Genomic DNA, 19,861 nt, shown 5'->3' with positions numbered 1-19,861 from the left:
CATCGACAGGGCTCCGTCACACCGCACCACCATTTCGCTTGGCCAGCAACCACACCAGCAGCGCCTTCTGCGCGTGTAACCGATTCTCCGCCTCGTCCCACACAACGCTGTGCGGACCGTCCAGGACCTCGTCGGTGACCTCCTCGCCGCGATGCGCCGGTAGGCAGTGCAGCACAACGGCATCCGGCTGCGCCTGCGCGAGCAGGTGGCTGTTGACCTGGAACGGGCGGAACGGGCCGACGCGGTCGAGGCCGTCGTTCTCCTGACCCATCGATGTCCAGGTGTCGGTCACCAGCGCGTCCGCACCGTCGGCCGCGGCGATCGGGTCGCCGGTCAGCGTGATGGTGGCACCGGTGTCGGCCGCGCGTTTGCGGGCGGCCTCCAAGATCCACGGCAGCGGCTCGAAACCCGCTGGCGAGGCGATAGTTACGTTCAAACCTGCCGTGACGCCACCTAGCAGCAACGAGTGCGCCATGTTGTTCGCACCGTCACCGAAGAAGGTCAGATTGCGGCCCGCCAGGCTGCCCTTGCGCTCGGCGAGCGTCTGCAGATCGGCGAGCACCTGGCAGGGGTGGAACTCGTTGGACAGCGCGTTCACCACGGGAACCGTTGCGGTCAAAGACATTTCGTCGAGCCGGGACTGTTCGAAGGTGCGCCACACGATCGCGTCGACGTAGCGGGACAGCACCGTTCCGGTGTCACCGAGGGTCTCCTCGCGGCCGAGCTGGGTGTCGCGCCCGTCCACCACTACCGCGTGCCCGCCGAGCTGGGCGATACCCACCTCGAAGGAGAACCGGGTGCGGGTGGAGTTCTTCTCGAAGATCACCCCGACGCCGCGCGGGCCTTCCAGGGGGCGCTGGGAGAACGGCGCCTGCTTGAGTTCGGCCGCGAGGGTGAGGATTTCGGCCTGTTCGGCCGGGCTCACGTCGTCGTCGCGGAGGAAGTGCCGTACCGCGTGCTGTGCTGAAGTCATTGCGCCGCAGCCTCCTTCGCATCTTGGGTCGCCGCGTCCAGAATTTCCGGCAGATCGGCGACGAAGTTGTCGGCCTGGGTTTCGGTGAGGATCAGCGGTGGTGCGAGCCGAATCACGTTGGGCTTGGCCGGATTGACCAGATACCCGGCCGCCCGGGCGCGCGCCTCGACATGGGCGGAAGCATCGTCGGTGAGCACGATGCCGAGCAGCAGACCGGCCCCACGCACGTGCTCGATCAGCGGATGCTCCAGCAGTTCGATGCCGTCGGCGAGCCGCTTGCCGACCGACTCCACGTGCGCGAGCAGGTCCCGCTCGTCGATAGTGCGCAGCACCGCGAGCGCGGCCGCCGCGCAGACCGGGTTGCCGCCGAAGGTGGTGCCGTGCAGGCCGGGGGTGAGCAGTTCGGCGGCCCGGCCGGTGGCCAGCACCGCGCCGATCGGCAGCCCGCCGCCGAGGCCCTTGGCCAGGGTGATCACGTCGGGCACGATGCCGACGGCCTGGTGCGCGTAGAACTTTCCGGTCCGGCCGATGCCGGTCTGCACCTCGTCGAGGATCAGCAGCGCGCCATGCCTACTAGTGATCTCGCGGGCCTTGACCAGGTAGTCGATCGGCGGCACGACGACGCCGCTCTCCCCCATCATCGGCTCCAGGAATACCGCGGCAGTGTCTTCGTCGACGACGGCTTCCAGTGCCGCGGCGTCACCGTAGGGCACGTGCACGACACCGGCGGGCATCGGCTCGAACGGCGTCCGCTTGGCCGCCTGTCCGGTGAGCGCGAGGGCTCCCATGGTCCGGCCGTGGAACGCCTCTTCGCAGGCGATGATCTTGCGCCGCCCGGTCAGCCGCGCGATCTTGAACGCGGCCTCGTTGGCCTCGGTGCCGGAGTTGCAGAAGAAGGCGCGGCCGCTGTGGCCCGCCTCCGACGATCCGTCGCCGAAGTGCGCGAGCAGCCGCTCGGCCAGTTCGACAGTCGGTTGGTTGATGTAGAGATTCGAGGTGTGCCCGAGCGTGCCGAGCTGTTCGGTGACTGCGGCCAGGATGGCCGGGTGCGCGTGGCCGAGGCTGTTGACCGCGATGCCGCCGAGGAAGTCGACGTAGCGGTTGCCGTCCGCGTCGTAGACGACCGCGCCGGCCCCGCGCACCAGCGCGAGCTTCGGGGTGCCGTAGTTGTTCATCATCGCGGCGGTCCACCGCGTCTGGAGGTCTTGGTCTGTACTCATTGTTTCGTTCCGTCCAGCGAGCCAACCCCATTCGAGGACAGGGCGGGCGTCACCATCGTTCCGATTCCTTCTCCGGTGAACAGTTCCAGCAGCATGGCGTGTGGGACGCGACCGTCGATGACGTGAGCGGTCGGCACCCCGCCCTGCACAGCGCGCAGGCAGGCCTCCATCTTGGGGACCATGCCCGCATCCAGGCGCGGCAGCAACTCCGCGAGCGCTCCAGTATCGATGCGGGTGATCAGCGAGGACCGGTCCGGCCAGTCGGTGTAGAGGCCCTCGACGTCGGTCAGCACCACCAGCTTCTCGGCGCCGATGCCCTCGGCGAGCGCGGCGGCGGCGGTGTCGGCGTTGATGTTGTGCACCACGCCGTCCACGTCCGGGGCGATGGTGGAAACCACCGGGATGCGGCCCGCGTCGATCAGGTCGAGCACGGCGTCCGGGTTGACCGAGGTGACGTCGCCGACCAGGCCGATATCGGTCGGCTTGCCGTCCACCTCGACGGTGCGGCGGGTCGCGGTGAACAGGCCCGCGTCCTCACCGGAGATGCCGACCGCGTACGGGCCGTGCGCGTTGATCAGGCCGACCAGCTCGCGGCCGACCTGCCCGAACAGCACCATCCGCACGACATCCATCACCTCCGGTGTGGTTACCCGGAAACCGCCGCGGAACTCGCCCTCGAGGCCGAGCTTCTTCAGCATGGCGCTGATCTGCGGGCCGCCGCCGTGCACCACCACCGGGTGCACGCCGACGGTGCGCAGGAAGGCCACGTCGGCGGCGAAGGCCCGCTCGAGTTCCGGGTCGACCATGGCGTTGCCGCCGAACTTCACGACGACGATCTTGTCCCGGAACTTCTGCAGCCAAGGCAGCGCGTCGGCGAGGATGTGCGCCTTGTCCAGCGCCGAAAGGTCCTCGTGCAGTTGGCCTGTCATGAGCTGTAGGCCGAATTCTCTTCGACGTAGCCGTGTGAGAGGTCGGTGGTGCGGATGGTGGCTTGCGCGGCACCGACATTCAGATCGATGCGGACCTCGATGTCCATTCCGGACAGATCGACGTCGCGGGCGCCGGGCGCGCCGACACCGTCGATACAGACCGGATTTCCGTTGAACGACACCGAGATCCGATTCGGGTCGAGGGCGATCGGCGCCATGCCGACCGCGGCGAGCACCCGGCCCCAGTTCGGGTCGGAGCCGAAAAGCGCTGTCTTGACCAGACTGTCGCGGGCGACGGTGCGGGCGGCGGCGACCGCCTCTTCTTCGCTGACCGCGCTCGCGACGGTGACCAGCACCCGCTTGGTGACGCCCTCGGCGTCGCCCATCAGCTGGGCGGCCAGGTCGTCGCAGACCGCGAGGACAGCGGCGTCGAGGTCGGCCTGGCTCGGGGTGACCTCGCTGGCGCCGTTGGCGAGCAGCAGCACCGTGTCGTTGGTGGAGCAGGAGCCGTCGACGTCGAGGCGGTCGAAGGTGCGCTTGGTCGCGTTGCGCAGCGCCTGATCCAGCTGGTCGGCGGTGGCGACGGCGTCGGTGGTCAGCACCACGAGCATGGTGGCCAGCGAGGGCGCGAGCATGCCCGCGCCCTTGGCCATGCCGCCGACGTTCCACTTGTCGCGGTGGTGGAAGGCGGCTTCCTTCGGCACCGTGTCGGTGGTCATGATGGCGTGCGCCGCGTCCAGTCCGCCGGAGAGGCCGCCGCCCATTTCATGCACGATCTCGGTGATCGCGGGCACCAGCTTGTCCATCGGCAGCCGGTCGCCGATCAAGCCGGTGGAGCAGACGGCGATCTCACCGGCACCGGTCTCGGAGCCCCAATTACTCAGTGCGGCAGCGAGTTCCTCGGCGGTCTTGTGCGTATCCTGGAAGCCGCCCGGGCCGGTGCACGCGTTGGCGCCACCGGAATTGAGGATCACCGCGCGCAGGCGGCCGCCGGACAGCACCTGCTGCGACCACAGCACCGGGGCGGCCTTCACCTGATTGCGGGTGAAGACGCCCGCGGCCGCATATTCCGGGCCTTCGTTGAAAACCAGTGCCAAGTCCGGCTTTCCGCTCGCCTTGATGCCTGCTGCGATGCCTGCCGCACGGAAGCCGAGCGGGCCGGTCACGCCCTGGTTCCGCACCAGCTTGCCGGTTTCGATCGATGCGGATGTCGTCACGGTGCCACTCCTACGGTGGAAAGTCCTGCGGTCTCGTCGAATCCGACGGCCAGGTTCATGGATTGCACCGCGGCGCCCGCGGTGCCCTTGGTCAAGTTGTCGATCGCGCCGATCACCACGAGCAAGCCCGCGTCGGCATCCACCGCCACCTGCAGGGTGACGGCGTTGGAACCGAGCACCGCACCGGTTTGCGGCAGTACGCCTTCCGGTAGCAGGTGCACGAAAGGTTCTTCGGCGTAAGCCTTTTCGTAGACCGCGCGAGCCTGTGCGGCATCCACGGTGGTCGGTGCCGTGCAGGTCGCCAGGATGCCGCGCGGCATCGGCGCGAGCACCGGGGTGAACGACACGGCGACGTCGATACCGCCTGCCGCGGAAAGGTTCTGGGTGATCTCCGGGGTGTGCCGGTGCGCGCCCGCGATGCCGTACGCCCGCGCCGAACCCATCACCTCGGAGCCGAGCAGCCCGACATCGAGCTTGCGTCCGGCACCCGAGGTTCCGCTCACCGCAACGACATTCACCCGCGGCTCGATGATCCCCGCCGCGATGGCGGGGGCGAGCGCGAGGCTGGCCACCGTCGGATAGCAGCCGGGCACCGCGATCCGGCTCGCGCCGCGCAGCTTCTCCCGGCCGCCGGGCAGCTCCGGCAGTCCGTACGGCCAGCTGCCCGCGTGCGCGCTGCCGTAGTACTTCTCCCAGGCCTGCGCGTCGGTCAGGCGGAAGTCGGCGCCGCAATCGATGATCACCGTCGACTCGGGCAGCTGCTTCGCGTACGCCGCGGACTGCCCGTGCGGCAGCCCGAGGAACACCACATCGTGCCCGGCCAGTTCCTCGACGGTCGTCGGCGCGAGCACTCGGTCCGCCAGCGGCAGCAAATGCGGCTGCAACTCCCCGAGGACGCTGCCCGCGTTCGCACCGGCCGTCAGCGCCCCGATCCCGAGGCGCCCCGCTCGATACGCCGGGTGCCCCAGCAGCAGACGCAGCACTTCCCCACCCGCGTACCCACTCGCCCCGGCCACCGCAACCCGCAACGCGGGCCCGCCTGGCTCCGGCGCGTGCACCGAATCAACCATGTGATGATTATGCACGACTATGCAATCTCATTCACAGGGTGGGCCCCGAGCCAGCCCTCGACGGTCGCCCGGGCCAGGCAGCGCATCCGCTCACCATATGCCGGATACCCGTCACCGACGTAGCCACCGGAGCCGTCACCGAGCTCGTGAACGCTCAGTGCGAAGCCGCCCGGGAAGGCCGATCGCGGCAACGCCGCACCACACTCACACGCCCCGGCCACCACCTGTGTCACGTTTCGAGATTAGCCAAGCCGACGAGCTCGTAGTTGCCGTCCGGCTGCCCCAGCGGCCTTCGTCACACGCCGCTCGGAAGACGCGCGCCCGCCGACGACTGGGGAACCCTCGGGGGCGCAAGTTGTTAGCATGATCGACGGGAGTAATCCCATTGGACCAGTGGGCATTTCGGACCCCTATGCGGGCGGGCCCACAGCGTAGGAACGACCCCGCCGCTCGGCGTGGAGAGCTACTTCATGATCGGCTCCGTTGCCGCGCGTCAGCTCCTGATTCGACGCCCCCTGAGGCTCCCGCGCGTCCATATGACGTTGCTCGCCTATCTACGTATTCCATTGTGGTACAACAGTTTTCATCGATTTCCGCAGTGTGATTCTTGATACGCTCGATGTCGTCGACGTCGACTGGCCAGGCCGAGACAAACCCCGGCGGCCCACAAGGTGGCCGGGATCGACCACGTTTCACGAGATACGTGGGTGCAGGCTCTACGAAAGGCAGATCATGAAGCACATCGGAGGCGCGCTCGCCGCGGCCGGCGCGATTCTCGCATTGGCTCTCGGCGGAGCAACCACGGCGCATGCCGAGCCCGACCTGGGAAACCTGGAGGCGAAAGGCACCTTCATCTACACCCACCACGGCGATCGGCAGCGCCTCGAAGATCCCAAGAACAACCGCTGCTACCGCATCGAAGGCAAAGGGTTCGCCGAGAACAAGACCAACCGCGTGGCGGAGCTCTTCCGCGGTGACGACTGCAACGGCAAGGTCGTGAACGCGATGGCCCCCGGCGAGCGTGAGCGCAACGTCGAATTCCGCTCGGTGAAGTTCAGCAAGTAACCCGGCAATACCAGTCCACCTCCTCCACCGGTGCGGTGGAGGAGGTGGACGACTGCGGCATCAGGCGGCGGTGTTGTGGATGATGATGTTGCCGAACGAGTTTCGCGCGTACACCTGGACGGTTTCGACGTTGTCCGCCGATCCGTCGAACGGTGCCATCAGGTTCTGCACCGTGCCGGACAGGGCGTTGGTTTCCAGTCGCGCCGCGCTGCCCGGGCGGATGCCGACCTCCAGCTCACCGACGGATGTCTCCAGCCGGAGCACGCCGCGCGCGGCTTCGCTGACGCGGATGTTGCCCTTGGCGGTTTTCGCGGTCACCGAACCGTGCGGCCGCTCGACCGCGATGTCGCCTGCGGACACCTCGAGGTCGCAGTCACCGAGTTCGCCGGTAACCAGCAATCGGCCAAGTGCCGCAGTTGCTTTCAGCGCGGAGCCGTTGGGCACCTCGATGGTCACCTCGATCGACGGGGTGCCACCCAGCGGGCCGTAGGACCGCCAGTCTTTCGGTGTCTGCACGGTCAGTGTGCCTGCGGCGAAATCGATTTGGGCTTGCTCGGCGGCGCGCACGTCGGCCTTCTTGGCTGGATTGGTCGGCAGGATCTCGACGACGGTGTCGGTCCGGTCCGAGGCGATCACCTGAACGTTGCCGGAGGGCACGTCGACGGCGACGGAGATGGGTTCCGGGGTCTGGAAAGTAGGCATGGCTGTACTCCTCTTGTGTGTGAAATGTGTTGGATGTGAAGTGGATTCAGGACTGGTCGCCGAACACCTGGTTGACGAGGCGGCTCTTCACCTCCAGGAACGCCGCGGACATGGCGGCGAAGTCGAGCTTGTCGTCCCCGGTGGTCAGCGAGGCGGTCATGGTTTTGCTGCCGTCGGCCGTGCTGTACATCAGTGCCGCCCAGCCGAAGAAGCCGCCGTTGTGGGTGAAGACGATGTCGCCGCTGTCCGTCTCCTCCATGAACAGCCCCAGGCCGTACTCGTTCTTCGGCAGCCCGGTCGCACGCGGCGTCCGCATCTCCGCCAGCAGCGACGGCGGGAGGAGCTTTCCGCTCATCAGCGCGGAAATGAACGTGTGCAGGTCGGCGGTGGTCGAGATCATGTCGCCGCCCGCGGAGATCCAGGAGGGATTCATGCTGGAGGTGTCGACCAGCTTCCACTCGTCGCCGTCCTGGTACGCGTAGTAGCCGTGCGCGTGCGGCTCGGGGATCTCCGTCTGGAAGTCCGGCACCACGGTGCCCGTCAATCCGAGCGGACCGAGGATCAGCCGCTGCATCTCCGCCGCCAACGAGCTACCGGTGACGCTCTCGATCAGCAGCCTGGCCAGCACGTAGTTGGTGTTGGAGTAGCTCCAGTCCGTACCGGGCTCGAACCGGGCGGGCTTGGACAACGCAAGCCGCACCAGTTCCTCCGGCTGGTAGCTGTGGAACAGGTTGTCCACCCACTCCTGGCCCTGCCACGGAATTCCCGGCACGATCGTCCCGTCGGGGAAGTACTCGCCGGTGAAGTTGAACACTCCGCTTGTGTGCTGCAACAGCATTCGCACCGAGATCCGCGAGTCCAGCTCGAACTGGGGCAGGTAGTCGGCCGCCGGGTTATCCAGCTCGACCTTGCCCTCGGCCACCAGTTGCAGGACAACGGTCGCGACGAAGGTCTTGGTGTTGCTGCCGATCCGGAATCGACCGTCGATCGGCGGCTTCTCGGTCTCGCCCAGCTTGCGCACCCCGGCGCTGCCGACCCACTCACCCTGCTCGTCGTGCACTCGCAGCTGCACCCCGGCGTACCCGGAATCGACGATCTCCTGGATGAGCTTCTGCAACTCCGGGCGATCCGCCGTCGTGATCGCCGGTGCGGTTTCGGTATTCATGACCCCTCGTCTCTGCTGTGCCGTCCGATGTGAACAACGATCGCCCGCTGTCCTGACACCCGACCGCCACGGTGCTGACGCGATCTCTGACACGACCGCGACGGTGCATGACAGGTGCGTGTCAGGCCGCGTGCCGATGGTTGTCCCATGAGTGATTCAGCGATCGCGGTGTCCGGGCTGCGGAAGACGTACGGGGACAAGGTGGTGCTCGACGGCATCGATCTGGATGTTCGTGCGGGCACGATCTTTGCCCTGCTCGGCCCGAACGGGGCGGGCAAGACGACGACGGTGAACGTGCTGAGCACGGTGCTGAAGGCTGACGGCGGATCGGTGCGCGTCGCGGGCCATGACGTCGCGACCGAGGCCGAGGCGGTGCGCGCGGCGATCGGCGTCACCGGTCAGGTGGACGAGCTACTGACGGGACAGGAGAACCTGCAACTGGTGGTGGACCGGCACGGCATCCCCGCCGAAGACGGCAAGCTCGCCATCGCCGGGCTGCTGGAACGCCTCGAACTGGTGGCGCACAAGCCCGTGTCGACCTACTCCAGCGGCATGCGCCGCAAGCTCGACCTCGCGATGACCCTCGTCGGCAACCCGGAGATCATCTTCCTGGACGAGCCGACCACCGGACTCGACCCGCGCAGCCGCCGCACGATGTGGTCGATCATCCGCGACCTGGTCGCCGACGGCGTGACGATCTTCCTCACCACCCAGTACCTAGAGGAGGCCGATCAGCTCGCCGACCGGATCGCGGTGCTCGACCAGGGCCGCCTGGTCGCCCAGGGCACTCCCGACGAGCTCAAACGCCAACTCCCCGGAACGCACGTCCGACTCCGGTTCACCAACATCTCCCGACTCGACGCGGCCGCACGCCTCTTCCCCGGTTCCACACCGGACAGGGCGGCACTGATCTTGCGGGTGCCGAGCGACGGCGGGACGAAATCCCTTCGGGCACTGCTGGACACGCTCGACGAGTACGCCATCAGTGCCGACGAGTTCTCCGTGCACACACCCGATCTCGACGATGTCTTGCTCGCCCTGACGGGCCACACCACGGAGGCCCTCCCGAAATGAGCGACACCTGGTGCGTCAGGTAGGTGTAGGCGTCCGCCACGTTCACAAAGCGAGCGTGACCGAAACCAGCTCGCTCCAGTCCGTTTCCGTGCCCTGCCGCGCCGCCTCCGCGAACCCCTTGTCGCCGAGGTGATTTCGCGCGGCCTGCTCGATCCGGGCCACATCCGGATGGGAACGATCCGGCAGACCGCGCGCCCCCGCGCTCGCCGCGAGCAGCCGCGCGGCCTGCTCATACTGTTGCCCGCGCAGCGCCTGATCCGCGATCCCGACGAGCACCTGCGCGATCAGCAGCGGATGCCCCGCCTCGGACACCGCTTCGAAGGCCGCGAGACGGTGTTTCCTGGCCTCGTCGAGATCCTCGGCAAGGTGGCCGAGCAGGTCCTGAATCATCACGCGAACGATCGCCCGTTCAGAGTCCGCGCCGAGCAGCGTTGCCGCGACGCCGAGTTGCCGGTGCGCCTGTTCGGCATCGCCGCTCCAACGCGCGAGCTCCGCCTTCGTCAGCGCCAGCTCGGCCAGCGCACTCGGCCAGGCGACCCGTTCCGCCGACCGCTGCGCCTCGGCCATCGCGGCCGCGCTCGACTCCAGATCGCCCAGCAGCCAATACAACTGGGCCTGCCGCGACCGCATCGGCGCGATGTCCTCGATGGCGCCGACCTCGGTGACGACCGCGATCGCCTGTTCGTAGTACTCGCACGCGGCGGCGAACTCGCCGCGCATGGCGATCCGATTCGCCAGCTCGGTCAGGGCGAACGAAATCCCGAACCGTTCACCGATCGCCCGGAACTCGGTGAGCGCCAACTCGAGATAGGTGTCCGCGTCCCGGCCACCCTGGCCGAGCTGGATCCGCATCTTGCCGAGCTGTAGCCGGGCCAGCGCGCGGACCCAGGGATCGTTGTCGTCCAGCAGCGGTTCCCACGCGGACAACACCGTGCCCGGCTCCGTCAACATGCGTTCGAGCGGGGCGACCAAGCCCAGCGCCGGGTGCTGGTTCGGCGACCGCTGGCTGATTTCGTAAGCCCGGTGGATCCACTCCGCCGCCCGGGCCCCGTCACTCTGCTGGCCGGCCGAAACGAACTGCACGACAAGCGCGTACACCCAGGCCCGGGTCTCGTCGGCCACTTCGCCGGGCAGGGCGACGGCGGCCATGATCAGCTCGTTGCCCTCCACCTTGTGCCCGCCGAGCCACCAGTACCAACCGGCACCGGCGGCCAGCCGCATCGCCTGGGACGCTTCGCGTGCCGCGAGCGCACCGCGCATCGCCGCGGCGATGTTGTCGTGCTCGGCCTCGAGCGTGGCGAGCCATTCCAGTTGCTCGGCACGGCGCAGATGCGGTTCCGCGGTCTCGGTGAGTTCGGTGAAGTAGGCGAGATGCGCGTGGCGCGCCAGGTCCGACTCCCCCGCCTCCGCTAGTCGCTGCTCGGCGTACTCCTTGATCGTGCCGAGCATCCGGTAGCGCGGTGCGTCGTCGCCCACGACGACCAGCAGCGACTTCTCGACGAGCGCGGTGAGCAACTCGTGCACCTCGTCCTGCTCGACTTCGTCTCCCACGCAAACCCGCTCGGCCGCTTCGAGACTCGCCCCGCCCGAGAACACCGCGAGCCTGCGCAACACCATCCGTTCGGCGTCGGTGAGCAACTCCCAACTCCAGTCGACCACCGCACGCAACGTCTTGTGCCGCGGCAACGCGGTACGGCTGCCGCCGGTCAGCAGGCGGAACCGGTCATCGAGGCGGTGCGCGAGCTGATCGAGCGACATAGTGCGCAATCGGGCCGCGGCGAGCTCGATGGCCAACGGCATCCCGTCCAGCGCCCGGCAGACGCGCACCATCGTCGACAAGGTGCTGGCATCGGTCCCGAGGTCCTTGCGGACCGCGCTCGCTCGGTCCCGCAGCAGCCGGACCGCGGGGGCGGCCTCGATCTCGGCCGGGTCGGCATCTTCCGCTGGGAGGACCAAAGGCAGGACCGGCCATAGCGCCTCACCGGTGATGCCGAGAGGTTCCCGGCTCGTGGCGAGGATTCGCAGCCGCCTGCACTCGCCGAGCACCCGATGGGCGAAGGTCGCCGCGGACTCGATCACGTGCTCGCAGTTGTCCAGGATCAGCAGCATCGAACGCTCGCGGAGCGCGGCGATCACCCGATCCGTCGGCTCCGCGTCCGCCGACTCGCCGAGCAGCGCATCCCGCAGTTTGAGCGCGGCGAGCGTCGCCTGCGCCACGTTGTTTGCGCCGCCTTCGACAACCTTGTCGCCGTCCGCGCCGATGGCCGCGAGTTCGACCACCCAGACGCCGTCCGGCAGGTCGCCGAGCATGGTGCGCGCGGTCTCCGTGGAAAGCCTGGTCTTCCCCGAACCGCCCGGCCCGATCAGGGTGGTGAGCCGATGTTCGGCGATGAGTTCGCGGACCGCGGCGACATCGGCGTCCTTGCCGACGTAGCTGGCCAGCTCGGCCCGCAGGTTGGTCGTCCGGTTCTCCTCCCGGCGGCCCAGCTCGCCCCGCAGCAGCGCGACGTGCAAGGCGGACAGTTCCGGTGAGGGGTCGACGCCCAGCTCGTCGGCGAGGGTTTCGCGCATGCGCTCGTACGCCAGCAGCGCCTCGGTGTCACGACCCGTCGCGACGAGGGCACGGATCAGCGCGGCGACCAGCCGTTCACGCACCGGATGCGCGGCCACCAGGTCGGATAGCTCGGTGACCAGCTCCGCACCGTGGCCGAGGCCGATCTCCGCGTCGAACCGATCCTCCATGGCGGTCAGGCGCAGTCCCTCGAGCCGGGCGACCGCCGTGTCGAACGCCGCGCTGTCCTGCAGGCCGATGTCCTGCATGGCCGCGCCACGCCACAGTGCCAGGGCCTCACGCAGCCGCCGCACCCCCTGCGGATCCTCGTCATTGCGGGCCTGCGCGACGAGGCGTTCGAACCGCACGGCATCGACAGCATCGGGTTCCACCCGCAACCGGTAGCCGTCCGTCTGCCCCTCGACCACCCCGGCCGGTAGCACCTTGCGCAGCCGGGAAGCCAAGCGTTGCAAGGCATTCGCCGCGTCGGCGGGCGGATTCTCGCCCCAGATCCAGTCGATGAGCGTCGCCTTCGGGACCGCGTGACCAGGTTCGAGCGCGAGGGCGATCAGCAGCCCGCGCAACCGCGCGCCCGGCACGTCGGCCAAAGCGCCGTCGTCCGTGCGAATTTCGAATGGTCCAAGGATCCCGATCTGCACCCGACTGATCCTGCCATGGGCGATCGGCGGGCCGTCGACTGCTGAGGCGGCGCGGCAGATCGGTGGTGTCAGGGCCGTGACAGACGGGTGTCAGGTCTCCCGACGACTGTTGTCGCAACAGCCCGAAAGGAAATCCCATGACGCAAACAGTTCCCGTCCCGCACGGCCTGCCCACCGAGCGCGACGCGAGCCCGTTCGACCCGCCGAGCCAGATCACCCGGCTGCGCGCGGCCCGCCCGGTCAGCCCGATCGTCTTCCCCGACGGTCACGAGGGCTGGCTCGTCACGGGCTACGACGCGGTCCGCCAGCTGATGGCCGACACCCGATTCAGCTCCCGTCAGGACATCGGCATCCTGCACACCCTGGAGGACATTCCCGACATGCCCGTGCCGACCTAGCCGTCCCCGCAGATCCCCGGCTTGTTCATCGCCATGGACCCGCCGGACCACACCCGGCTGCGGCGCCTGCTCACCGGCACCTTCACCGTCCGGCGGATGCGGCAGCTCGAGGAGCACATCATCGAGATCACCGAACGCCAGCTGGACGAGATGGCGCGACTGGCCCCGCCGGTCGACCTGGTCAAGGAGTTCGCGCTGCCGGTGCCCTCGCTGGTGATCTGCGAAATGCTCGGCGTCCCTTACGAAGACCGGGCGACCTTCCAGGTCAACTCCGCCAAGTTCCTGATCAAGGAGCAGCCGATCGAGGAGAAGATGGCCGCGTACGGCGCGATGACCAGCTACCTCGCCGAACTGGTCATCGGCAAACGCGCCGAGCCCGGCGACGACATCCTGTCCGACCTGGCCCGCAATGAAGACCTCAGCATCGAGGAACTCGTCGGCATGGCCTTCCTGCTGTTGCTCGCGGGCCACGAGACCACCGCGAACATGCTGGCACTGGGCACTTTCGCGCTCCTGGAGCACCCCGAGCAGCTGGCCGAACTGCGTACCGATCCGGGGCTGGTGCCCGACGCCGTCGAGGAACTCCTGCGCTATCTGTCCGTCGCCGACATCTTCTATCGGTACGCCACCGAGGACATCGAACTCGGCGGCGAGACCATCGGCAAGGGATCGACCGTCGTCGTCTCGCTGCTGGCCGCCAACCACGACCCGCAACGCTTCGACAACCCCGACACCCTGGACCTGCACCGCAAGGCCCGCGGTCACCTGTCCTTCGGCCACGGCATCCACACCTGCCTCGGCCAGCAGCTGGCCCGGATCGAGATGCGGGCCGGTTTCGCCGGACTGGTGCAGCGGTTCCCGACCCTTCGGCTCGCCGTCCCCGCCGACGAGGTGCGGCTGCGGACCGACATGAACATCTACGGCGTGCACGAACTGCCCGTCAGCTGGTGAAGACCGCGAAAGGAGGTGACGAGATGCGAATCTCGGTCGATCGGGAGCGCTGTATCGGCTCGGGCATGTGCGCGCTGCTCGCGCCGGAGGCCTTCGATCAGGACGAGAACGACGGCAGGGTGCGGTTGCTCGACGCGCGACCGCGCAGTAGCTCGGCAGTGCGGGAGGCCCTGGATGCCTGCCCGTCCGGGGCACTCCACATCGACGAATCCGGGGACTAGCGCCGACGCTATTCAGTGTTACTATCTACTGGTACTCGGTATCAATGAGTAGCACTAGGAGGTAGGCCGTGGGCAAACAGATCACGGAGATACTCAAGGGCACGCTCGAGGGCATCGTCCTCGCGATCCTGGCCGTGCGGTCCGCGTACGGCTACGAGATCACGGCGTGGCTGCGGGAACAGGGCTTCGCCGATATCGCCGAGGGCACCGTCTACGCCCTGCTGGTCCGGGTCGAGAAGCGAGGCCTGGTCGACGTCGAGAAGATCCCGTCGGAGAAGGGACCGCCGCGCAAGGTGTACTCCCTCAACGCGCAGGGCCAGGAATACCTCGACGAGTTCTGGAGGACGTGGAGCTTCCTCTCCGAACGACTCGAACAGCTCCACGAAGGAGGCAGATGACCATGGACATCTCGAAGCTCACCTCGAAGGTGATCGGCGACATGGGCGACAAGCGGCGATGGTGGAAGTACAAGGCGCGCAAGGAAGAACTGCCCGCGAGCTATCGCACGGCGGTCGACGCGCTCGAGCACTACCTGATGATTCTCGGACCCGGCGGTGGCACCGCGATCTTCGAGGACCTCATCGATCTGTTCGAGCAGAGCGCCGCGGCCGGAACCCCGGTCCGCGAGATCGTCGGCGAGGACCCGGTGGAGTTCATCGAGGCGTTCGCGCGGAACTACCAAGAGGATTCGTGGAAGAACCGGGAACGCAAACGGCTGACCGATGCCATCGATCGCGCCGCACGCGAAGGAAGTTAGGGCGTTCGATGACGACACCGCCCGCTCCGGCGATCCCCGCGCCGAGTCCGGAGAAGTCTTGCGCGACAACACATGCCGCGCGGGACGGGTTCACGATCGGCCAGGCGGCCGCATTCGCCGGCGTCACAGTGACGACAGTGCGGCACTATCACGAGTGCGGACTGCTCGACGAACCGCGATGTGACAGCTCCGGTTGTCGCCGGTATCGATCGGCCGAATTGCTACGGCTGGTACAGGTTCGGGCGCTGGCCGGGGCGGGCGTGCCGCTGGCCGAAATCGGGGATCTGCTCGGCTATCTCGCGCAAGTCGAGCACGTCCTCGACTCGCCGTAAGCCATCTCGCGTCAGACGGCCGCGACCCCGAAATCCCCAGCGGCGACGCATGTTCGACACTATACGTATACATATACTTGTAAGTAGTTGTTCTCCAGCAAAGGATTACCGCGATGACAAGCACGACATCAGGGCAGGGACACTCCGGACGCGAGAGTGGTGTCGAGGACGGCTGGGGCAAGGTCGCCGACGCGTTCCGCGCGAACTTCGACACCCCGGGCGAAACCGGCGCGGCCTGCAGCGTTTACGCGGACGGCCGCCTGGTCGTCGACCTGTGGGACGGCCTCGCCGACCGCACGACGAACCGGCCGTGGCACACAGACACCATCGTCCAGGTCGCTTCCACGACCAAAGGCATGACCGCGATCTGCGCCCATCTGCTCGCACAGCGCGGCGAGCTGGATCTGGACGCTCCGGTGGCCCAGTACTGGCCGGAGTTCGGCGCCAACGGCAAGGACCGAATTCCGGTGCGCTGGTTGCTTTCCCACCAGGCCGGTCTGCCGGTCGTCGACGGACCGCTGACCTTCGAGCAGGCGTGCGCCTGGGATCCGGTCATCCGCGCACTCGAGGCGCAGCCGCCGCTGTGGCAGCCCGGCACCGAGCACATGTATCACGCCGTCACGTTCGGCTTCCTGGTCGGTGAGGTGGTGCGCCGGATCTCCGGCAAGTCGCTCGGCACGTTCTTCGCCGACGAGATCGCCACCCCACTCGGACTGAGCGCCTGGATCGGGCTACCCGAGGAAGCGGAAGACCGAGTGGCCCGCATCGAGTACACAGCTCCGTTCACCCTGGAGGAGTTGCTCGCCGGAATGGCCGAGGCGACTGGCCTCGACAAGGACACGGTCACCGCATGGGTCACCTCTTCCTGGGGTCCGGACTCGGTCCAAATGCGCGCCGGTTCGCTCGGCGGTGCGTTGGACAACGGGGCCGACCCCGCGACCGCGTACTACACGACGCGCGCCTGGCGCGCGGCGGAGTTCCCGGCCGCGAACGGGATCGCGGACGCGCAATCGCTGGCCCGGATGTACGCGGCCACGGTGAGCGAGGTCGACGGCGTGCGCCTACTCGACCCGGCCACCATCGAACGAGCAACGCCCGTCCAAACCGACAAGACCCGGATGCACGGACTACCACCGGAACTGAACATCCCGGCCGACAGCTCCTTCAACATGTCCCTCGGATTCTGGCGAGCCTGCCGAGCACTACCGATGACCGGCCCGAGCGCATTCGGCCACCCCGGCTCCGGCGGATCGATCGCCTTCGCCGACCCCGATTCCGGCATCGGCTTCAGCTACGTCACCAACCTCTGGAACTTCCGCCCCGACGACCCCCGCATGCCGAACCTGGCCAAGGCCGTCCAATCCTGCGTCGCCTGACCTGATCGACGCGGCCCACCCTTGGCCGAACGGATGCGCTATCATTAGAACATGCGTTCGAACGAAGTCTTCGAGGAGCAGGTCAGCGCGCTGGAGCGTGCGGTGGCCGGGCTGCGGGGGCTCGACGTTTCGCGGGCTACCGAGGATGAGTTGGTCGAGCTGTTGGAGCGGTTGGAGTCGGGGGCTCGGATGTTGGCGGGGATCATCTCGCGGGTTGCGTATCGGCTCCGGCAGTTGCGGGATCCGGCCTAGCGCTGAGTTCGAGTGTCGATGGTTCGATGCCGAGCAGGGTGTGTAGGCCGGACTCGCCTTTCGGGGTAACGCGGATGGCGCGGCCGGTGCCGACGCGGGTGATCCAGTCGAGTTCGTGCAGGCGGTGACAGAGCTGAGCACCGGCTGCGCCGCCGAGGTGGGTGCGGCGCTCGGTCCAGTCGAGGCACGGGCGGGCGAGGGGACGGCGGGTGGCTTTCAATGCGGCGGGCTGGACTCCGAGCAGTCCGGTCAGCCAGGCCAGGCCTGCCTCGGTGAGTGCGAAACCGCCGTCCTGGTCCAGCAAGGCCCGGGTGGTCATCGCGTCGGTGATGGCCACGCCGAGGCGACCCGCCAGGTGGTCGTAGCAGGTGCGGCCGCGCGCCAAAGCCGCTGCGACGGTGGCGGTTCGGAGGCTGGTCACGGCCGGGCGGGGCGGGTCGACGTGGGTGACCATGGACTCCAGCAAGTCGGCCACCTGCGGGCCCGCGAGCTGGACGTAGCGGTGCCGCCCCTGCCGACGTTCGATGAGCAGCCCACCGTCGAGGAGGCGATTGAGGTGTTCGGTGGCGGTCGACGCGGCCACGCCGGTGTGGCGGGCGAGTTCGCCCGCCGTCCAGGCGCGGCCGTCGACCAGTGCGAGGCACATGTCGGCGCGGGTGCGGTCGGCGAGCAACGCGGCCAGACCTGCTAGTTCGGCTCCTCTGGAAGACACACCCCCATGATGGTGCGCGAACGTTTCGGCGGCCACCGAAACGACCCGGGGATACGGTCACGGCATGAATCGGACAGTTCCGCTGATCACCGACCCTGATCAGGTGCGCGCCACATTGATCAACGCACCGGTGCCCGCCGTGCCCGCGGTGGACGCACCGGTCGGCATCGGGTGGCTGCGCGCCCATGTGCCGCGCTTCAGCACGGGATCCGAGCATCAGCGGCTACGGGCGTTGGTCACCGCGGAACTCGACCGGCTCTCTCCCGCCGACCTGCGCGAGCGGGCACGTGCAGAAGACGGACCACTCCCCCACGTCCGAGTACTGGCGGAAGCTCTTGGACTGCAAGAGATTTCCATCGAAGCGGTGGCATTGGTCGCCGCGCACTATCAGCCATACGAGCCCGACAACCCCGCAGCCGACGAGGCCGTCGTGGCATTGGTCGCAGCCTGCGGCGGTGTCGCCGACGACGCCACCGCAGCGCGAATCTGCCTGCTGGTTCAGGCTTGTGCAGCGACCAGCGCGCTGGTCGCCAACGCGCAGCAGCTGAATTCGGCAGGCACCGCCGAGCAGATCATCGCGCGAACCATGGACGAGAACCCGCCGCTGCGCTCGACCAGACGAGTCGTCGACGGCGAGGTGGTCGAACTCGACATGCGGCACCCTGGACTGGGTTTCGGTGCGGGCCCGCACGCCTGCCCCGGCCGAGCACACGCCATCGCCATCGCCGCCGGAATCATCGAAGGATCCGAATGAACAAGACGAGGCTCTTCCACGAACTACATCACGGCGATCAGCCACTGGTCCTGCCGAACGCCTGGGACTACGGCTCCGCGGCAGTCCTTGCGGCCGAAGGGTTTCCGGCGATCGGCACCACCAGCCTCGGCGTCGCCGTCGCGGCGGGACTGCCGGACGGCACCGGCGTGACCGGCGACGCGACCATGGCGCTGGCCCGGCTACTCGCCCGGCTACCGGTGCCGGTGACCGTCGACATCGAGGGCGGCTTCAGCGAAAACCCCACCGCGGTCGGTGAATACGCCGCACAGCTGACCGAATTGGGTATCGCCGGAATCAATCTGGAGGACGGCCGCGCGGAAAGCACACTGGCCGAACCGGATCATCAAGCCGAGCTGATCGCCGCGATCAAGGATCGGGTGCCGGAGCTGTTCATCAACGCCAGGGTCGATACGTACTGGGTGAAGGACGACATCGACCGCACGCTGGCCCGCGCCGAGCGATACACCGCCGCGGGGGCGGACGGCATCTTCGTGCCCGGCCTGACCGATCCCGACGGCATCGCGCGGATCGTCGCCGCGATTCCGTTGCCCGTCAACATCCTGTACTCGCCGACCGGCCCGTCCATCGCAGATCTCGGCGCCCTCGGCGTCCGGCGGGTCAGCACCGGCTCGCTGCTGTATCGCACGGCACTGGCCGTCGCCATCGACACTGCCCGCGCGGTCCGCGACGACACCTCCGTCCCCTTCGCCGCCCCGCCGTACACCGAAATCCAGGCCCTCACCGAGGGCTGAACGGGAGATGATGGCGGCAAACGTCGAGCATCATGTCCCGTTCGACGATTGGCCGATGTCGATTCGATGAGTACTCGTTCGTGTAGTCGGTGAAGCCGACAACGGGTCGGCCTTTCCGAAGGAGCAGACATGGGCAGGATCACCGCGGTCGAGCACGTGACGTTGGACGGCGTCATGCAGGCGCCCGGCCGGGCCGACGAGGACACCAGGGACGGGTTCCGGCTGGGCGGCTGGGCGCACCGGTTCGACGATCCCGTGCAGGCCAGGGTGATGGGCGAGCACATGGCCACCCATCACGACGCGCTGCTGTTCGGACGCCGCACCTACGAGGACTTCGCCGGTTTCTGGCCGTATCAGACCGACAACCCGTTCACCGAGGTGCTCGACAAGACGCAGAAGTACGTCGCCTCACGCACTCTCACCGAACCGCTGCCATGGCAGAACTCCACGTTGCTCCCCGGCGACGCCGTGGCCGCGATCGGAGAGCTGCGCCAAGACCTCGATCTGGTACTGCTCGGCAGCGGCGATCTGCTGCAATCGTTGATGCGACACGATCTCATCGACGAGTATCTGCTGCTGATCCACCCGATCGTCGTCGGCACCGGCCGCCGCCTGTTCGACGGTGTCGAGCTAGGCGCTCTGCGGCTCGGCACGAGCACGCCGACCAGCACCGGTGTCATCATCGCCAGCTACCAGCGCGGATGAAGAGG

At 67.8% G+C, this 19,861-nt stretch carries 19 protein-coding genes and 2 pseudogenes; 12 read left to right on the top strand and 9 right to left on the bottom strand.

The genetic code is table 11. From position 1 onward, the window contains the following. Positions 1–16 precede the first annotated feature (16 nt). Genes argF through argC form a run of 5 tightly spaced genes read right to left on the bottom strand, consistent with a single transcriptional unit; the run spans position 17 to position 5,409 of the window. Positions 17–973 carry an ornithine carbamoyltransferase gene (argF, locus tag ACQPW1_RS17305; protein WP_433663711.1) on the bottom strand — a complete coding sequence of 319 codons (957 nt, stop codon included), beginning with the start codon at positions 971–973 and terminating at the stop codon, positions 17–19. Continuing rightward, entirely contained in the window at positions 970–2,193 is a 1,224-nt protein-coding gene (locus ACQPW1_RS17300) for an acetylornithine transaminase (protein WP_433663710.1), read from the bottom strand. Before ACQPW1_RS17300 ends, argF begins: the two co-directional genes overlap by 4 nt. Next, the gene (argB, locus tag ACQPW1_RS17295; protein WP_433663709.1) at positions 2,190–3,122 is read right to left on the bottom strand and encodes an acetylglutamate kinase; all 933 of its coding nucleotides are present in this window, start codon (positions 3,120–3,122) and stop codon (positions 2,190–2,192) included. Before argB ends, ACQPW1_RS17300 begins: the two co-directional genes overlap by 4 nt. After that, complete coding sequence (gene argJ / locus ACQPW1_RS17290) at positions 3,119–4,339, bottom strand: bifunctional glutamate N-acetyltransferase/amino-acid acetyltransferase ArgJ (RefSeq protein WP_433663708.1); 1,221 nt, start codon at positions 4,337–4,339, stop codon at positions 3,119–3,121. The genes argB and argJ overlap by 4 nt, the downstream gene beginning before the upstream one ends. Further along, a complete protein-coding gene (gene argC / locus ACQPW1_RS17285; protein ID WP_433663707.1) occupies positions 4,336–5,409 on the bottom strand; it encodes an N-acetyl-gamma-glutamyl-phosphate reductase in 1,074 nt (357 codons plus the stop codon). Before argC ends, argJ begins: the two co-directional genes overlap by 4 nt. A gap of 732 nt (positions 5,410–6,141) precedes the next feature. Here argC and ACQPW1_RS17280 point away from each other — a divergent pair. Further along, positions 6,142–6,474, top strand: a complete 333-nt coding sequence (locus ACQPW1_RS17280) for a hypothetical protein (RefSeq protein ID WP_433663706.1) — start codon at positions 6,142–6,144, stop codon at positions 6,472–6,474. Between the two features lie 60 nt (positions 6,475–6,534). Here the strand turns inward: ACQPW1_RS17280 and ACQPW1_RS17275 are convergent, their stop codons facing one another. Both ACQPW1_RS17275 and ACQPW1_RS17270 read right to left on the bottom strand, forming a co-directional pair. Next, positions 6,535–7,176, bottom strand: a complete 642-nt coding sequence (locus ACQPW1_RS17275; RefSeq protein WP_433663705.1) for a hypothetical protein — start codon at positions 7,174–7,176, stop codon at positions 6,535–6,537. A gap of 46 nt (positions 7,177–7,222) precedes the next feature. Beyond that, positions 7,223–8,341, bottom strand: coding sequence for a serine hydrolase domain-containing protein (locus ACQPW1_RS17270; RefSeq protein ID WP_433663704.1), 1,119 nt, complete (start codon positions 8,339–8,341; stop codon positions 7,223–7,225). Between the two features lie 147 nt (positions 8,342–8,488). Between ACQPW1_RS17270 and ACQPW1_RS17265 the strand changes: the two genes are divergently transcribed. Next, positions 8,489–9,415: an ATP-binding cassette domain-containing protein gene (locus ACQPW1_RS17265; RefSeq protein ID WP_433663703.1), complete on the top strand. Its 927-nt coding sequence runs from the start codon at positions 8,489–8,491 to the stop codon at positions 9,413–9,415. 42 nt (positions 9,416–9,457) lie between these two features. Here the strand turns inward: ACQPW1_RS17265 and ACQPW1_RS17260 are convergent, their stop codons facing one another. Next, complete coding sequence (locus ACQPW1_RS17260; protein ID WP_433663702.1) at positions 9,458–12,625, bottom strand: BTAD domain-containing putative transcriptional regulator; 3,168 nt, start codon at positions 12,623–12,625, stop codon at positions 9,458–9,460. A gap of 137 nt (positions 12,626–12,762) precedes the next feature. On the opposite strand from ACQPW1_RS17260, the pseudogene ACQPW1_RS17255 reads away from it, so the two are divergent. From ACQPW1_RS17255 to ACQPW1_RS17225, 7 genes and pseudogenes are all read left to right on the top strand, one after another. Beyond that, a pseudogene (locus ACQPW1_RS17255) lies at positions 12,763–13,974 on the top strand (cytochrome P450). 23 nt (positions 13,975–13,997) lie between these two features. Further along, positions 13,998–14,195 (top strand): ferredoxin, encoded by a 198-nt coding sequence (locus ACQPW1_RS17250; protein WP_433663701.1) that lies wholly within the window; start codon positions 13,998–14,000, stop codon positions 14,193–14,195. Between the two features lie 68 nt (positions 14,196–14,263). After that, positions 14,264–14,593 carry a PadR family transcriptional regulator gene (locus ACQPW1_RS17245; protein WP_433663700.1) on the top strand — a complete coding sequence of 110 codons (330 nt, stop codon included), beginning with the start codon at positions 14,264–14,266 and terminating at the stop codon, positions 14,591–14,593. Beyond that, positions 14,590–14,865: pseudogene (locus ACQPW1_RS17240) on the top strand (DUF1048 domain-containing protein); the annotation flags it as partial. The gene ACQPW1_RS17245 and the pseudogene ACQPW1_RS17240, both read left to right, overlap by 4 nt. 95 nt (positions 14,866–14,960) lie before the next feature. After that, positions 14,961–15,284, top strand: coding sequence for a MerR family transcriptional regulator (locus ACQPW1_RS17235; RefSeq protein ID WP_433663699.1), 324 nt, complete (start codon positions 14,961–14,963; stop codon positions 15,282–15,284). Between the two features lie 113 nt (positions 15,285–15,397). Beyond that, positions 15,398–16,660, top strand: coding sequence for a serine hydrolase domain-containing protein (locus tag ACQPW1_RS17230; RefSeq protein WP_433663698.1), 1,263 nt, complete (start codon positions 15,398–15,400; stop codon positions 16,658–16,660). Positions 16,661–16,711: 51 nt separating this feature from the next. Next, positions 16,712–16,912 carry a hypothetical protein gene (locus ACQPW1_RS17225; protein WP_433663697.1) on the top strand — a complete coding sequence of 67 codons (201 nt, stop codon included), beginning with the start codon at positions 16,712–16,714 and terminating at the stop codon, positions 16,910–16,912. Here ACQPW1_RS17225 and ACQPW1_RS17220 read toward each other — a convergent pair. Further along, a complete protein-coding gene (locus ACQPW1_RS17220) occupies positions 16,863–17,624 on the bottom strand; it encodes an ArsR/SmtB family transcription factor (RefSeq protein ID WP_433663696.1) in 762 nt (253 codons plus the stop codon). The two genes, ACQPW1_RS17225 and ACQPW1_RS17220, sit on opposite strands and share 50 nt — an antisense overlap. A 64-nt stretch (positions 17,625–17,688) precedes the next feature. Between ACQPW1_RS17220 and ACQPW1_RS17215 the strand changes: the two genes are divergently transcribed. The 3 genes from ACQPW1_RS17215 to ACQPW1_RS17205 all read left to right on the top strand — a co-directional run bounded on the left by ACQPW1_RS17215 (position 17,689) and on the right by ACQPW1_RS17205 (position 19,856). Then, complete coding sequence (locus tag ACQPW1_RS17215) at positions 17,689–18,378, top strand: hypothetical protein (protein WP_433663695.1); 690 nt, start codon at positions 17,689–17,691, stop codon at positions 18,376–18,378. Continuing rightward, positions 18,375–19,151, top strand: coding sequence for an isocitrate lyase/PEP mutase family protein (locus ACQPW1_RS17210; protein WP_433663694.1), 777 nt, complete (start codon positions 18,375–18,377; stop codon positions 19,149–19,151). Before ACQPW1_RS17215 ends, ACQPW1_RS17210 begins: the two co-directional genes overlap by 4 nt. Positions 19,152–19,280: 129 nt before the next feature. Next, positions 19,281–19,856 (top strand): dihydrofolate reductase family protein, encoded by a 576-nt coding sequence (locus ACQPW1_RS17205; protein ID WP_433663693.1) that lies wholly within the window; start codon positions 19,281–19,283, stop codon positions 19,854–19,856. Positions 19,857–19,861: the final 5 nt, after the last annotated feature.

The organism is Nocardia sp. CA-128927 (assembly GCF_050955855.1).
In the GTDB taxonomy this organism is placed as follows: Bacteria; Actinomycetota; Actinomycetes; order Mycobacteriales; family Mycobacteriaceae; genus Nocardia.
Note: the sequence above shows the minus strand (reverse complement) of the source record. Positions and strands in the feature narration are given on the sequence as shown.

Excerpts from the sequence above, each read along its gene's own strand:
- ACQPW1_RS17235 (WP_433663699.1), top strand. The coding sequence starts at position 14,961 with ATGACGACACCGCCCGCTCCGGCGATCCCCGCGCCGAGTCCGGAGAAG.
- ACQPW1_RS17280 (WP_433663706.1), top strand. The coding sequence starts at position 6,142 with ATGAAGCACATCGGAGGCGCGCTCGCCGCGGCCGGCGCGATTCTCGCA.
- ACQPW1_RS17300 (WP_433663710.1), bottom strand. The coding sequence starts at position 2,193 with ATGAGTACAGACCAAGACCTCCAGACGCGGTGGACCGCCGCGATGATG.
- ACQPW1_RS17265 (WP_433663703.1), top strand. The coding sequence starts at position 8,489 with ATGAGTGATTCAGCGATCGCGGTGTCCGGGCTGCGGAAGACGTACGGG.
- ACQPW1_RS17215 (WP_433663695.1), top strand. The coding sequence starts at position 17,689 with ATGAATCGGACAGTTCCGCTGATCACCGACCCTGATCAGGTGCGCGCC.
- argF (WP_433663711.1), bottom strand. The coding sequence starts at position 973 with ATGACTTCAGCACAGCACGCGGTACGGCACTTCCTCCGCGACGACGAC.
- argB (WP_433663709.1), bottom strand. The coding sequence starts at position 3,122 with ATGACAGGCCAACTGCACGAGGACCTTTCGGCGCTGGACAAGGCGCAC.
- ACQPW1_RS17275 (WP_433663705.1), bottom strand. The coding sequence starts at position 7,176 with ATGCCTACTTTCCAGACCCCGGAACCCATCTCCGTCGCCGTCGACGTG.
- ACQPW1_RS17270 (WP_433663704.1), bottom strand. The coding sequence starts at position 8,341 with ATGAATACCGAAACCGCACCGGCGATCACGACGGCGGATCGCCCGGAG.
- ACQPW1_RS17205 (WP_433663693.1), top strand. The coding sequence starts at position 19,281 with ATGGGCAGGATCACCGCGGTCGAGCACGTGACGTTGGACGGCGTCATG.
- argC (WP_433663707.1), bottom strand. The coding sequence starts at position 5,409 with ATGGTTGATTCGGTGCACGCGCCGGAGCCAGGCGGGCCCGCGTTGCGG.
- ACQPW1_RS17230 (WP_433663698.1), top strand. The coding sequence starts at position 15,398 with ATGACAAGCACGACATCAGGGCAGGGACACTCCGGACGCGAGAGTGGT.
- ACQPW1_RS17250 (WP_433663701.1), top strand. The coding sequence starts at position 13,998 with ATGCGAATCTCGGTCGATCGGGAGCGCTGTATCGGCTCGGGCATGTGC.
- ACQPW1_RS17225 (WP_433663697.1), top strand. The coding sequence starts at position 16,712 with ATGCGTTCGAACGAAGTCTTCGAGGAGCAGGTCAGCGCGCTGGAGCGT.
- ACQPW1_RS17210 (WP_433663694.1), top strand. The coding sequence starts at position 18,375 with ATGAACAAGACGAGGCTCTTCCACGAACTACATCACGGCGATCAGCCA.